Genomic DNA, 12,836 nt, shown 5'->3' with positions numbered 1-12,836 from the left:
CTATGTCGCCATTGGTCAGAAGGAATCTACCGTAGCCCAGGTCAAGAAGACGCTCGACGACTACGACGCAATGGAATACACGATCATCGTTGATGCATCTGCGGCCAGCCCGGCTGCGATGCAGTACATTGCACCTTACGCCGGATGCGCGATGGGTGAGTACTTCCGCGACAACGGACAGCATTCACTGGTCATCTACGATGACCTCTCGAAGCACGCGGTCGCCTACCGGCAATTGTCACTGCTGCTACGCCGGCCGCCGGGACGCGAGGCGTTCCCGGGTGACGTCTTCTACCTGCACTCGCGTCTGCTCGAGCGCGCCGCCAAGATGTCCGACGAGCGCGGTGCCGGCTCGCTCACCGCGCTGCCGATCATCGAGACCCAGGCCGGCGACGTCTCCGCCTACATCCCCACCAACGTCATCTCCATCACCGACGGGCAGATCTACCTCGAGCCCGACCTGTTCAACTCGGGCGTGCGGCCCGCCATCAACGTCGGCATCTCGGTCTCCCGGGTGGGCGGCAGCGCCCAGATCAAGGCGATGAAGCAGGTGGCCGGGACGCTGCGCATCGACCTGGCCCAGTTCCGCGCCCTGGAGGCGTTCGCGTTGTTCGCCTCCGACCTGGACCGGGCCTCACGGGCCCAGCTCGAGCGGGGCGCTCGCATGGTCGAGCTGCTCAAGCAGGGCCAGTACGAGCCCATGCCGGTCGAGAAGCAGGTCATCTCGATCTGGGCCGGCACCAAGGGCTACCTCGACACGATCCCGGTCGAGGACGTCCGCCGCTTCGAGGCCGAGCTGCTCGAGTTCATGGACGCCGAGCACCCCGACGTCGGCGAGCACATCCGCACCCACGGCGACCTCCCCGAGGACGTCGAGGGCAAGCTCAAGGACGCCGTGGAGGAGTTCAAGGACAGGTTCCGCACCTCTGGGGGGAAGAAGCCGCCCAGGGAGGCCGAGGCCAGGGCCATGGAGGAAGGCGAGGAGGAGCGCCACTCGGTGAAGCGGTACCGCCGCAGCCCCGAGGAGTTCCAGCAGGAGGCCGGCCCGGCCGGCCGCGGCGCCCCGCCGAGCCCGTAAGCCATGGCCGGCCAGCTCCGGGTCGTCCGCCGGCGCATCCGCACGGTGCAGTCGACCATGAAGATCACCCGGGCCTTCGAGCTCATCTCGGCCTCCCGGGTGGCCCGCGCCCAGCAGCGCGTCCAGCAGGCGCGCCCCTACACCACCGAGGTCACCCGCGCGCTCACCAGCGTGGCCAACACCGAGCTCACCATCTCGCACCCGCTGCTCGAGCAGCGGGCCGAGGTGAACGCCGCCGCGGTGCTGGTGATCGGCTCCGACCGGGGGCTCGCCGGCCCCTACAACGCCAACGTGCTGCGCACCACCGAGGAGCTGCTGGCCCGGCTGCGCCAGGACGGCGTCGAGCCCAGGATGTACGTGGTCGGGCGCAAGCCCACGGCCTACTACCGCTTCCGGCAGCGCCCGGTCGCCGAGTCGTGGGTGGGCTTCTCCGACCGGCCCGCCTACGACGACGCCAAGCAGGTGGCCGACACCATGCTCGAGGCCTTCCTGGACCACGAGGTGGACGAGATCCACGCGGTGTTCACCGACTTCGTCACGGCCGTGACCCAGCGGGCCAAGGCGACCCGGTTCATCCCCCTGGTGGTCGAGGAGACCACTGAGCGGCCGCCGCACCCCATCCCCATGTACCTCTACGAGCCGGACGCCCAGGCGGTGCTGGACGCCCTGCTCCCCAGGTACATCGAGGCACGGGTGTTCACCGCGATGCTCGAGTCGGCAGCCTCCGAGCACGCCGCCAGGCGCAAGGCGATGAGCGCCGCCACCGACAACGCCGAGGAGCTGATCGAGGACCTGACCCAGGAGTACAACCAGGCCAGGCAGGCAGCGATCACCCAGGAGATCATGGAGATCGTCGGAGGCGCGGAAGCCCTCCAGGGAAGCGGGAGCTGAGACGAACATGGCCACGCTAGCGATCGGGCAGGACACCAGCCGGGGGACGGGGCGCATCACGCGGGTCATCGGCCCGGTGGTCGACGTGGAGTTCGCACCCGACGAGATCCCCCCGATCTACAACGCCGTCACCGTCGACACCACCATCGACGAGCAGACGACGACCATCACCTGCGAGGTGGCCCAGCACATCGGCGACAACATGGTGCGCGCCATCGCCATGCAGCCCACCGACGGCCTGGTCCGGGGCGCGCCGGTGACCGACACCGGCGCGTCGATGACGGTCCCGGTCGGCCCGGAGACCACCGGGCACGTGTTCAACGTGTTCGGCAAGGCCCTCGACGACCCGGACTTCCGGGGCGACACCTACTGGCCGATCCACCGGCACCCGCCCGCCTATGACAAGCTCGAGTCCAAGACCGAGATGTTCCAGACCGGCATCAAGGTCATCGACCTGCTCGAGCCCTACGTGCAGGGCGGCAAGATCGGCATGTTCGGCGGCGCCGGGGTCGGCAAGACCGTGGTCATCCAGGAGATGATCCACCGGGTCGCCGAGGAGCACAGCGGCGTGTCGGTGTTCGCCGGGGTGGGGGAGCGGACCCGGGAGGGCAACGACCTGTTCCGCGAAATGAGCGAGTCGGGCGTGATCGACAAGACCGCGCTGGTGTTCGGCCAGATGGACGAGCCGCCCGGCGTGCGCCTACGGGTCGGGCTGGCCGCGCTCACCATCGCCGAGTACTTCCGGGACGAGATGGGCCAGGACGTGCTCCTGTTCATCGACAACATCTTCCGCTTCGTCCAGGCCGGCTCGGAGGTGTCCACCCTGCTCGGCCGGATGCCGAGCGCGGTCGGCTACCAGCCGACCCTGGCCGACGAGATGGGCGAGCTGCAGGAGCGCATCACCTCGGCCGGCGGCCACTCGATCACCTCGCTGCAGGCGATCTACGTGCCCGCCGACGACATCACCGACCCGGCCCCGCACACCACCTTCGCCCACCTGGACGCTACCACGGTGCTCAGCCGGGAGATCTCCCAGCTCGGCATCTACCCGGCGGTGGACCCGCTCACCTCGACCTCGCGCATCCTCGACGCCCGCTACGTCGGCGACGAGCACTACACGGTGGCCCGCCGGGTCCAGGAGATCCTGCAGCGGAACAACGAGCTGCAAGACATCATCGCGATCCTCGGGGTCGACGAGCTCAGCGAGGACGACAAGGTCACCGTCAACCGGGCCCGCCGGATCCAGCGCTTCCTGTCCCAGCCCTTCTACGTGGCCGAGCAGTTCACCGGGGTCAAGGGCAAGAGCGTCCCGCTCGACGAGACCATCGCCTCGTTCAAGGCGCTCGCCCAGGGCGAGTACGACCACCTGCCCGAGCAGGCCTTCTTCAACGTGGGCGGCATCGAGGAGGCCGAGGAGAAGGCTAAGTCGATCGAGGGCGAGGAGTAGCCGTGGCCGCCCTGGAGGTGCACCTGGTCACCCCCGAGCGGGAGGTGTGGACCGGGGAGGCGAGCTTCGTGCGGGCCCGCGGGGTCGACGGCGACCTCGGCATCCTGCCAGGGCACGCCCCCCTGCTGGCCGCGCTCACGGTCGGGCCGGTGTTCATCGAGGCCGACGGCGGCCGGACCGCGGTCGCGGTGGACGGCGGCTTCCTCCACGTCGCCAGCCAGGAGGACGACGTGACCAGGGTCGACATCCTGGCCGAGCACGCGGTCCTGCAGGAGGAGCTCGGCGACGAGGACACGTCCGCCTTCGAGCAGCGGGCCGAGGAGCTCCGGGGCGAGGGCCGCTACGACGAGGCCAGGGACGAGGCAGCCAAGGCGACCACCCGCCGCAACCTGGGCGAGGGCGGCTGACGCCTTAGGGCTCGCCGCTCGATGCCTTGGCAAGCTCGACCCCTCTGGTGTGCAAGCTCGACCCGTCTGGCCTGGGCGGTTCGCGACGACCCGACCGAGGAGGGAAGGGGGTAGGGTGCGCGCATTCCCGCTCGAGGCCGGCGGCGGGGACCCGGCAGAGGAGGACCACGCCACCTCCCAGGCGCCCGGCGGCCTGCCCGAGGCGCTGCTCGAGGTGACCACCGCGCTGAACCGCGGCCTCGGCCGCCAGGAGGTCTTCGGCCGGATCGCCATCCAGCTCCGGCGGCTCGTGCCCTTCACCAGCCTCACCATCGGCCGGGCCGACCCGGAGGCCAGGGGCGATCGAGCACGAGCGTGGCTACGTGGTGGACGTGCGGGCCGACCTCCGCTACGGCCCCCACTACGGGCTCGAGCAGAGCGGTGTCACCGCGGTCGCGGTCGCCCCGCTGGTCGCCAGGGGACGGGCCTTTGGCACAATCGGCCTCGGCCACCCGGAGCGGGGGTTCTACGACGAGCGAGCCCTCACGCTGCTCGAGGAGGTCGCCCGCCAGGTCGCCGCCGTGCTCGACGTCGCCCTGCTCCACCAGGAGGTGGTGGAGCGCAAGGCGAACCAGTCGGCCCTGCTCGCCAAGCTCATCTCCGCGCAGGAGGAGGAGCGCAAGTCGATCGCGGCCGACCTGCACGACGACACCATCCAGGTCCTGGCCGCCGCGCTGATCCAGGTCGACCGGGTCACCATGGCCAGTCCAGAGCTTCAGCCCGAGCTGCTCGGCAAGCTGCGGACGACCCTCCAGACGACGATGGCGAGCGCCCGCAAGCTGATGTTCAACCTCCGCCCGCCCGTCCTGGACGCCGAGGGGCTGGTCCCCGCGATCCGCCAGCAGCTCGACCTCCTCCGGAACGAGGAGGGGATCGAGGCCGAGCTCGACTGCGACCTCGACCGCCGGCTCGACCCGATGGTCGAGACGGTCGTGTTCCGCCCTGCAGGAGGCGCTGCACAACGTCCGCAAGCACGCCCACGCGAGCCGCGTCCGGGTCGAGGTGCACGCGGGACTCGACGCCCTGGTCACCGCCGTCCTGGCCGATGACGGGATCGGCTTCGACATGGACGAGGTGCTGCCGCAGGCGCTCGCCGGCGGCCACCTCGGCCTGCACTCGCTGCTCGAGCGCGTCGACCTGGCCGGCGGCAGCATCGACCTGGACTCCCGCCCGGGCGCCGGCACCCGCGTGACCGTGAGCGTCCCGGTCACCCTCGGGGGCGGCCCGGGATGATCAGAGTGCTTCTCGCCGACGACAACGACATGCTGCGCCAGGCCCTGGCCGAGGCGCTTGAGGACCACCCAGGCATCCGGGTCGTCGGCCACGCCAGCAACGGGCGGATGGCTTGCAGCGCCGCGGTCGCGCTCGACCCGGACGTCGTCGTCATGGACATCCGGCTCCCGGTGATGTCCGGACCGGCGGCGACCGCCTGGCTGTCGGGCCGGTGCCCGGCCGTGCGCGTCGTCGGCCTCACCGCCTACGACGACGAGGCCCTGCACCAGGCCATGGCCCGTGCCGGCGCAGTGGCCGTGCTGGTCAAGGGTGTCTCCATCAACGAGATCGTCGACGCGATCCTCTCGTCGGCCGCCGCCTGACCGCAGGGTTGCCTGAAGCGCGCGACGCGCCCTTTCCTCAAGCGCGCGACGCGCGTGCATGAAGCGCGCGAGGTCGGGCTATCCCGTGCCTGAAGCGAGCGAGGCGCCCGTGCCTGAAGCGCGCGAGGCTGGGCTATCCGCTGGGTTGCAGGGACCGGCAGAAGGCGTCGAGCACCCGCCGGGCCCGGTCGGCGCGCGTGGCCGCGCCACCGACCGCGTCCGCCTCCGCGTAGGTGGCTGACGCACCGCCCTCCTTGTCCAAGGCGTACCAGCCGGCGATCGTGCCCGCGTCCACCTCGGGGTGGAACTGGACACCGACCACGCTGCCGATCCGGAACGCCTGGTTGGCATAGAGGTCGCCCCTGGCCAGCAGCACCGCATCAGGGGGAAGGTCGAAGGTGTCCCGGTGCCAGTGGAACACCTCGGCCGCTTCGGGCAGGGCGCCGAGGACCGGGTCGGCCCGACCGGCCGGGGTTAGCTCGATCTTCACCCAGCCGATCTCGAGGCCAAGGGCGCCAGGGTAGGCGCGCCCGCCCAGGGCGTGCGCGGCGAGCTGGGCGCCCAGGCAGATCCCGAGGACCGGGGCCTGGTCGGCGGCGGCCGTACGGATCAGGGCCATCGTCACCTCCAGGTGCGGCCATGCCGCCACGTCGGCGATGCCCATCTCGCCGCCGAGCACGACCAGCCCGGCGGCCTCCCCGAGGCTTGCCGGCACGGGCTCGCCCTCCCCGGCCCGGACCACCCGCAACTCGACCCCGGCGGCACGGGCCGCGGCGACCAGCAGTGCTGGGGGTGCGTCGGGCTCGTGCTCGATGACGACCAGCGTGGGGGCCTGGCGCGCTCCTGGCTCGCGCTCGGCCGTTCGTGGGCCCACCGTGGGCTGGCGCTGTGCTCGAGCGGGCTGGGCTGCTGCGCCCGCCGTGGCCTGGCGCTCCGCTCGTGAAGGCTGGGCCGCTAGTGCGCCCACCGTGGTCACGGGGCCAGCACCGCGTCGACCAGGGCGGGCAGGAGGGTGCCGGCCTCGCCGAGGAGGACCGCATCGGCCAGCTCGTCGACCGGGGTCGGCTCCCGGTTGACCACGACCAGGGCGGCGCCCGCGCGCCTGGCCACCAGGGGCAGGCGTGCGGCCGGCTGGACGACCAGGGAGGAGCCGACCGTCACCAGCGCGTCGCAGTCCGACGCCAGCGTCTCGGCCCGCTCCCAGACCTCGGGCGGGATGCCCTGCCCGAACGAGACCGTCGCCGCCTTGAGGATGCCGCCGCAACGGAGGCAGGGCGGGTCCTCCTCGCCCGCGTCGACCCGGGCCACCGCCTCGCCCATGGGCGTGCGGTCGCCGCAAGCCAGGCAGGCAACGATCCGTCCGGTGCCGTGGATCTCGCACACCAGCTCCGGCGGGAGTCCGGCGTCGAGATGGAGCCCGTCGATGTTCTGGGTCACCACCCCGGCCAGGCGGCCCGCCTCGGCCAGCCGGACGCACGCCAGATGGGCCCGGTTGGGGCGGGCGCCGAGGTGGTGGAGCTCGCAGCGGAGCTTCCAGGCCAGCCGTCGGGTGGCCTGGTCGGCGACGTAGCGGCGGAAAGCGAGCGCACGGGGGTCGTAGCGGGTCCACAGCCCTCCCGGCGAGCGGAAGTCCGGGATGCCAGACTCCTCGACCATCACACTAGGGGTGTACAGGATGAACACTCGTTCGATAGACTCTCCGCTCCGTCACGACGATGAGCAGGACGGGATGAAGGTAGCGATCTACGCCCGCTTGAGCAAGGACAACTCAGGCGTCTCCGAGAACGTTGAGATTCAGATCCAGGAGACGAAGGCGTATGCACGCTCCATGGGCTACCGGATCGCTGGGATCTTCTCAGACAACGACATCTCAGCGTCCAAGTACTCCAAGAAGCCCCGTCCAGGCTACCAGACGCTTTTGGCAGCAATCCACCGGAATGGTGTTGAGGCAATCCTCATTACGGAGATGCCCAGGCTTTATCGCCGGATGGAAGAATTGCTTGAGGTAATTCGTCTCGCAGAACAAACAGAGCTCAAGCAGATCATTGCCTTGGATGAAGCTGGCTATGATTTGTCAACCGGCCAGGGTATCCATAACGCGATCTCTGCGGTGAACAACGCGATGCTTGAGTCTCGCCGATTGTCTGATCGCCAGAAGCGCAGAATCCGTGCCAAGGCTGCCTCAGGTGCTTCCCATGGCGGACGGCGGTGCTTTGGGTATGAGCCAGGCGGCAAGGGTAGCTGTTCAGCCGGGGTGAATGTGGTCACATGACCGTCGGTGGGTAGGTGCGAGCTGACCGGGTTGACCCGAAGCTCCGTAGGTGCCGATCATGTGGCGCATGTCCGAGCCGCCGCGCGACCTGGCCACCTCGTCGGTCGAGGAGCTGCGCGTGGCGTTGGAGCGGCAGCGTGGGGTCAACACCGAGTTGCGGACGGTGATCGCGGCCCAGGCGGAGTTGCACCAGGCCGAGCTGGCCACCTGGGACGCGGCGCTCGCGGCCAAGGCTGCGCTGATCGCCGAGTCCCGCTCCCAGGTGGCGGTCCTGGCCGACCGGGTCGCCCAGCCCGAGCGCCGGGCGGGTCGGGACTCGTCTGACTCCAACCAGCCGCCGAGTTCCGACAGCCCGTACGCCAAGAAGCCGCCCACGTCCACGGATCGGTCGTTGCGGGGCCGGTCGGGGCGCAAGCCCGGCAGGCAGCCCGGTGCGCTAGGGACGACCCTGGCGCAGGTGGCCGACCCGGACGGCACGATCGTGTGCGCTGCCGACCGGTGCCAGGGGTGCGGGGGTGATCTTGCCGGGGTGCCGGTGGCTGCGGAGCAGGCACGGCAGGTGTTCGAGCCGCCCCCACCGCCGCCGCGGCCGGTGGTGACCGAGTATCGGGTGCAGGCCAGGGTGTGCCCGGTGTGCGGGGTGACCAGCGTCGGGCGGCCACCGCAGGGGTGGGCGGGCGGGTGCAGTAGGGCCCCAACGCCCACGCGCACGCGGCCGACCTGACGTGTGCGAACTACGTGCCGGTTCGGCGGGCGGCCAGGCTGCTCGGCGGCATGCTGGGGTTGGAGGTGTCGGTGGGGTTCGTCGCCGGCGCGCGGGGCAAGGCCGCGGCGCGGCTGGAACCGTTCATGGCCCGGGTGCGCCAGTTGTTCACGACCGGACCATGGCTGCCGCCGGCCATCGCGCCCGGCGCGGGCTGACCGGCCCCGTGTCACGCGGGTTCCCGACCACTGTCGCCGCGGCCCCGCGGCCGTGCCGCTGGCCAGCGGAAACACCCATCCACCCACGGTGAACAGCTACCCGTGAGCCTGCTGGCGAAGGACTCGGCGACGATCAGGGTGGCGTTGTCAGGCGTCACCACCATGCCGTTGGGAAACGCGATGTCGTCCGCCACCTGGCGGACCGACCCGTCGGGGGCGACCAGGGCGATGTGCCAGGGATGAACTCCCCACCGCCGAGAAAATCGAAGTCGCTGCCGTTGACGTAGGTGTTGCTGCGACCGTCCACGACGATCTCGCTCCAGCCCCCAGCAAGGTGGCTCAGATCGGCGTAGGTCTCCCACGGCCCACCGGGCTTGGTGCACTGGAGAAGCCTCGTGCCCGCCGTGACGAGCAGCCACCCGTCGGGCAGCCAATCGATGGAGTACCCGATGGTTGTCGGGGCGTGGGCGACGACCTCGGTGTTGCCGTCGAGATCGACCGCAAGGATTTCCTTGGTACCCCAGTGGGAGAACCAGAGACGATCCTCGTGCCAACGAGGCGATTCACCGATCGCCAGACCAGTCAGCAGGGTCTGCGGTTCGGGCATGGAAGTCTCCTCGGATCGGGTGCACCCGCCGGTGGCGGCCTTTCACAAGGGGATACGAAGTCGTCGAGCCGATATCGACACCGCGGGTAAGGAAAGCCCGCCATCCCAAGGCTCGACAACGTACTGATCTACCGTAAGGCAGCATCCACACTCACTCAACCCGGCATGTCACCAACCCGGTAAACGTTCGTGGTCATCGCACTAGGAGAGACCGGCGATACGACCGGCGAAACTCGCCGCCCGGCCGGGATGGTCACGGTTCATGGGCTGTTCTCCCTGCTGGTCGGCCCGGGTCGGCGCGCAGGATGGACCTCGGGCGCCTTCGGGCAGCCTGAAACCCCGGGCGGGTGAGGCTCGGGGCAGGGGCCGCCTACGCGGCCAGCGGCACCGCTCGGGCGGTGGCGAGCGCGACCGTCAGCCGGGCGAGGATCGCAAGGTCGGCGTGCAGCCGGACCCGCTCGATCCCCCGGAGCCGCAGGGGCAGCAGGCCCCACTGGTGCTTGAGCCGGCCATGCTCCCGCTCGACCGAACCACGCAGCCGGTAGCGCTGCTTCCACCGGGGCGTGCCGCGCGGGATGAGGGTGTGCAGCCGCTGGGCGGTGATCCACCGGCTGGCGGGTGAGCATGCGCCGGCCGGGCAGCGCCATTTCGCCGCCTGCCGCTTGGCGTCGGACCCGGCGAACGTCCACTCGCCGTGCGCGCAGACCGGCGGCTTGTGCCTGCCGGCCTTGACGGCGGGGGTCTGGCGCAGCGGGATGACCGGGTGGCAGCCGCGGCCCTCCAAGCCGACGGAGACCGGGTGTGGTCGTAGCCCATGTCCAGCACGGCGACCTCGGGCCGGAACCGGCGTCCGGTGACCGCCTCCAGCAGCGGGACGGCGAAGCTGGACTCGCTGTCCTTGGCGGTCTCTGTCCGCACGCCAGCGGCAGCCCGGTCGCCACGCACACGAGCTGGTGCAGCTTGTAGCCGTAGAAGCTCCCGGCCGAGCGGGTCGAGACCGCTGAGCGGTGCCCTCAGGTGGCGTCCGGGTCGGAGAACGTCTTGCGCTCCGGGCCGCCCTTGTAGAGGTACCGCTGGCCGTTGGCGTAGGCTGGCAGGTCGCTGGCGTCGATGCGGGGGTCACTCTTTGTTCTTTTTCCTCCTTCCATTTTAGGCTAGGGGTGTGACAAGCTGGCTAGAAATCAGGCTGCTCCAATTTCAAGCTTTACTTGGCCCTCTCCGCTCCAATGAACTGCATCCTTCTCGATGCCCTCACCTGCATACACGTACTGAGACTGCTCAGACTGGATGAGTGCGATCTCCCCGTTCAGGCGCTCCTCAATCCAGGTCCGCAGCAGCGACGTATAGCCAACACCGCGATCTCTGGCAACCTGCCGAAGTTGTTCCGCCATAGCAGGGTCCAACCGAATAGTTACCTGCGTGCCGAGTGTCCGGCGGCCGGGCTGGACTGGGGCTGGTGCCTCTTCCCACTGTTCGTCGTTGTTGGCTTCCTGCTCGAACTCGTCGGCAAGGCTCGCTTCCTCGTCTCGGGAAATTCTGCCCATTGCTTTCCTCCCTCGTTCTCCTCATTCACTGGCGGAAAGGTCAAGAGCATGAATCGCCCTAAGAATCCGCCCCCCCTCGTCAGCCCAGATGATGCCGACCTTCAGCTTCTTGCCTGAATACGGGTCCGCGCCGATCATCATCCAGACTGCGCTACCTTCCTTCTTGTTCCGCCTGTAGCGAGGGTCATTGCGCCAGACGCCTTCCACCTCATGGGGCTTGATGCCACGTTCAGCCAGTTTGTCCTCATTCGCATCATCCCATTCGAAGTCCACCGCTGTAGCCGGATGGCGCACCGACTTGGCCTCCTGACCTCCCTTGCCTTACAGTGTGGGATACATCTTGCACCACACCCTGCGGGAAAGGAAGCCATGCGCCTGAGCACCTTCCTGGTCGCCGACCATGCTGAGGCGGTCGGCGGCAAGCTCTACGTAACGGGCGGCTGCTGGAACAGCATCACCGTCCTGCAACTTCCAGCCACCCACCCACATCTCACCGTCGCTGCGGCGCTCCACATCCCGTGGCGAGCCACCAACCAGCCACACTCGCTGCACCTAGACCTCGTTGATGAAGACGAGCAGTCACGGCTGCCAGAACCGTTGCAAGGCAAGCTCGAAGCGGGCCGCCCTCCTGGGATGCGCGCAGGCGATGAGGCGATCGTCGTCTTGACCTTCAACTTCGATGGTCTGAAGCTTGAGCGCGCCGGTATCCATTCATTCGTTCTGAGCGTGGATGGCACCGAGCTGAGCCGCATCGGCTTCAAGGTGCTTGTCGCAGGTCGAAGCGCTCTCCCAGACGCACCCAGGGAGGCAGACACACTCGATTGACCTATGGGGTAGGCGACTCCGGCTGAGCGGGAGGTGGTTCCGGCGGAGGCTGATCATCCAAGATGTTCACGAGAGCGAGTACTGGATAATCCGGAAATACCCGATAAACGATCCACAGGCGGCCACCTGCACGAGCCACGTAGGCGTTAGGCAGGTTCCCTCGCTTGTAGGGCCAGCATGGCATGCCAGGATTGTCAGGATTGGCCTCGATCATGTCCATGGCGCCATCCAGGAGGACGCGCACCTTCTCGTCCGCCACCTCCCAGAACGGGTCACGGATGCGCCGCAGCGGGGCGTCAAGCTACGTGTAGTCGGGCACTCAGAAATCAGCCCTGTTCTGCTGCTCGCTGCTCGGCAGCTTGCACCCCGCGTAGCAGCTCCCCCGACTGCACAAGGTTCTGATACTCCTTGAACTGGCGCCGGAAGTCGGGGTGCTGGCTCACATGGATCGAGACCAGCCATGCGGTCAGCAGCTCGCGTAGCCCCTGCTCGTCCCCGTGCCGTGTCGCGTCAAGCAACTCCAAGGCGAACCGATCGCGTTCCTGCGGGGTGAGCTGACTTCCGATGAAGTCGAGTGCGCGTGCAAGCTGGTCGATCTCTTCTGTCGTCGCAGGGCCAGCCATCCCGCACCTCCAGAGCACTCACCGCCGCGCCATGGGCTGACCGGTGTGGCACGCCACACGATGACCGTATCACCAAGGGCTACGTAGTGCCTATCGGTCGCCCGCGTGACAGGTTGAACCGACCTACACGGAAGCCGGCCCGGGGTTGGGGTTCTACTCGGCCGGACTCGGCTCGGGGCCACCGGGTCGCTCGCGGCGCTCGCGTAGCCACGTCTGGACGTCGCCCCAGCGCCAGCGGCGCCGCCCGGACGGCAGCACCGTGGCCGGTGGGCCGGTGCCGTCCCGAATCCACCGGTCCACGGTCCTGGCCGACACGGTCAGGACGGCGGCCAGTTCCTTGCGAGAGAGCAGCGTGTTCTCGTCCACTGCGCCGCATTGTGGCGACGCGCGGCGCTCGGTGGCGAGCATCCTGCTGCTCATGCGAAGTTTTCACACTCTTGACGAACTATGGCGAACATGCGAGCGTTGCCGGACGCGAAGCGCCCCGGGCGACCGCGTGAACGGCCCCCGGGGCATGGCCGACACCCCGGGAGGTGCCGACATGCCAGAGCCTACCCGACCACCCGATCCCGCCGAGCTGCGCGCGG

At 69.1% G+C, this 12,836-nt stretch carries 20 protein-coding genes and 1 pseudogene; 12 read left to right on the top strand and 9 right to left on the bottom strand.

Going from position 1 to position 12,836, the window contains the following annotated elements:
* From atpA to VG276_29990, 8 genes and pseudogenes are all read left to right on the top strand, one after another.
* Nucleotides 1–1,078: F0F1 ATP synthase subunit alpha (gene atpA / locus VG276_30025; GenBank protein HEV8653522.1), on the top strand; the 1,078-nt coding region annotated here is incomplete at its 5' end.
* A 3-nt stretch (nt 1,079–1,081) separates the two neighbouring features.
* Entirely contained in the window at nt 1,082–1,969 is an 888-nt protein-coding gene (locus tag VG276_30020) for a F0F1 ATP synthase subunit gamma (protein ID HEV8653521.1), read from the top strand.
* 7 nt (nt 1,970–1,976) lie between these two features.
* The gene (atpD, locus tag VG276_30015) at nt 1,977–3,416 is read left to right on the top strand and encodes a F0F1 ATP synthase subunit beta (GenBank protein HEV8653520.1); all 1,440 of its coding nucleotides are present in this window, start codon (nt 1,977–1,979) and stop codon (nt 3,414–3,416) included.
* A 2-nt stretch (nt 3,417–3,418) separates the two neighbouring features.
* Complete coding sequence (locus VG276_30010) at nt 3,419–3,823, top strand: F0F1 ATP synthase subunit epsilon (protein HEV8653519.1); 405 nt, start codon at nt 3,419–3,421, stop codon at nt 3,821–3,823.
* A gap of 317 nt (nt 3,824–4,140) precedes the next feature.
* A pseudogene (locus VG276_30005) lies at nt 4,141–4,380 on the top strand (GAF domain-containing protein).
* A gap of 3 nt (nt 4,381–4,383) precedes the next feature.
* Nucleotides 4,384–4,911 carry a histidine kinase gene (locus VG276_30000; protein HEV8653518.1) on the top strand — a complete coding sequence of 176 codons (528 nt, stop codon included), beginning with the start codon at nt 4,384–4,386 and terminating at the stop codon, nt 4,909–4,911.
* Nucleotides 4,805–5,095, top strand: a complete 291-nt coding sequence (locus VG276_29995) for an ATP-binding protein (protein ID HEV8653517.1) — start codon at nt 4,805–4,807, stop codon at nt 5,093–5,095. The genes VG276_30000 and VG276_29995 overlap by 107 nt, the downstream gene beginning before the upstream one ends.
* The gene (locus VG276_29990; GenBank protein HEV8653516.1) at nt 5,092–5,457 is read left to right on the top strand and encodes a response regulator transcription factor; all 366 of its coding nucleotides are present in this window, start codon (nt 5,092–5,094) and stop codon (nt 5,455–5,457) included. Before VG276_29995 ends, VG276_29990 begins: the two co-directional genes overlap by 4 nt.
* A 133-nt stretch (nt 5,458–5,590) precedes the next feature.
* Here VG276_29990 and VG276_29985 read toward each other — a convergent pair whose 3' ends face one another.
* Nucleotides 5,591–6,331 carry a type 1 glutamine amidotransferase gene (locus tag VG276_29985; protein HEV8653515.1) on the bottom strand — a complete coding sequence of 247 codons (741 nt, stop codon included), beginning with the start codon at nt 6,329–6,331 and terminating at the stop codon, nt 5,591–5,593.
* A 98-nt stretch (nt 6,332–6,429) separates the two neighbouring features.
* Nucleotides 6,430–7,140, bottom strand: coding sequence for a Sir2 family NAD-dependent protein deacetylase (locus tag VG276_29980; protein ID HEV8653514.1), 711 nt, complete (start codon nt 7,138–7,140; stop codon nt 6,430–6,432).
* A 46-nt stretch (nt 7,141–7,186) separates the two neighbouring features.
* On the opposite strand from VG276_29980, the gene VG276_29975 reads away from it, so the two are divergent.
* From VG276_29975 to VG276_29965, 3 genes are read left to right on the top strand one after another with little or no spacing between them, the layout of a single operon-like run.
* Nucleotides 7,187–7,729: a recombinase family protein gene (locus VG276_29975; protein HEV8653513.1), complete on the top strand. Its 543-nt coding sequence runs from the start codon at nt 7,187–7,189 to the stop codon at nt 7,727–7,729.
* A gap of 58 nt (nt 7,730–7,787) precedes the next feature.
* The gene (locus VG276_29970) at nt 7,788–8,453 is read left to right on the top strand and encodes a DUF6444 domain-containing protein (GenBank protein HEV8653512.1); all 666 of its coding nucleotides are present in this window, start codon (nt 7,788–7,790) and stop codon (nt 8,451–8,453) included.
* A 14-nt stretch (nt 8,454–8,467) separates the two neighbouring features.
* On the top strand, nt 8,468–8,650 hold the full coding sequence (locus tag VG276_29965) for a hypothetical protein (GenBank protein HEV8653511.1): 183 nt from the start codon (nt 8,468–8,470) through the stop codon (nt 8,648–8,650).
* 154 nt (nt 8,651–8,804) lie between these two features.
* Here VG276_29965 and VG276_29960 read toward each other — a convergent pair whose 3' ends face one another.
* The 5 genes from VG276_29960 to VG276_29940 all read right to left on the bottom strand — a co-directional run bounded on the left by VG276_29960 (nt 8,805) and on the right by VG276_29940 (nt 11,095).
* Nucleotides 8,805–9,257 carry an SMP-30/gluconolactonase/LRE family protein gene (locus VG276_29960; protein ID HEV8653510.1) on the bottom strand — a complete coding sequence of 151 codons (453 nt, stop codon included), beginning with the start codon at nt 9,255–9,257 and terminating at the stop codon, nt 8,805–8,807.
* A 370-nt stretch (nt 9,258–9,627) separates the two neighbouring features.
* Complete coding sequence (locus VG276_29955) at nt 9,628–10,041, bottom strand: transposase (protein ID HEV8653509.1); 414 nt, start codon at nt 10,039–10,041, stop codon at nt 9,628–9,630.
* A gap of 229 nt (nt 10,042–10,270) precedes the next feature.
* The gene (locus VG276_29950; protein ID HEV8653508.1) at nt 10,271–10,405 is read right to left on the bottom strand and encodes a hypothetical protein; all 135 of its coding nucleotides are present in this window, start codon (nt 10,403–10,405) and stop codon (nt 10,271–10,273) included.
* A 33-nt stretch (nt 10,406–10,438) separates the two neighbouring features.
* Nucleotides 10,439–10,801 (bottom strand): hypothetical protein, encoded by a 363-nt coding sequence (locus tag VG276_29945; GenBank protein HEV8653507.1) that lies wholly within the window; start codon nt 10,799–10,801, stop codon nt 10,439–10,441.
* 21 nt (nt 10,802–10,822) lie between these two features.
* A complete protein-coding gene (locus VG276_29940; GenBank protein HEV8653506.1) occupies nt 10,823–11,095 on the bottom strand; it encodes a hypothetical protein in 273 nt (90 codons plus the stop codon).
* Between the two features lie 75 nt (nt 11,096–11,170).
* Here VG276_29940 and VG276_29935 point away from each other — a divergent pair, with 75 nt between their 5' ends.
* Nucleotides 11,171–11,626: a hypothetical protein gene (locus VG276_29935; protein HEV8653505.1), complete on the top strand. Its 456-nt coding sequence runs from the start codon at nt 11,171–11,173 to the stop codon at nt 11,624–11,626.
* A 326-nt stretch (nt 11,627–11,952) separates the two neighbouring features.
* Here VG276_29935 and VG276_29930 read toward each other — a convergent pair whose 3' ends face one another.
* Together VG276_29930 and VG276_29925 are read right to left on the bottom strand one after the other, a co-directional pair.
* Entirely contained in the window at nt 11,953–12,249 is a 297-nt protein-coding gene (locus VG276_29930; GenBank protein ID HEV8653504.1) for a hypothetical protein, read from the bottom strand.
* Nucleotides 12,250–12,402: 153 nt separating this feature from the next.
* The gene (locus VG276_29925; GenBank protein ID HEV8653503.1) at nt 12,403–12,669 is read right to left on the bottom strand and encodes a helix-turn-helix domain-containing protein; all 267 of its coding nucleotides are present in this window, start codon (nt 12,667–12,669) and stop codon (nt 12,403–12,405) included.
* Nucleotides 12,670–12,836: the final 167 nt, after the last annotated feature.

The organism is Actinomycetes bacterium, from assembly GCA_036000965.1.
Classification (GTDB): domain Bacteria; phylum Actinomycetota; class CALGFH01; order CALGFH01; family CALGFH01; genus DASYUT01.
Note: the sequence above shows the minus strand (reverse complement) of the source record. Positions and strands in the feature narration are given on the sequence as shown.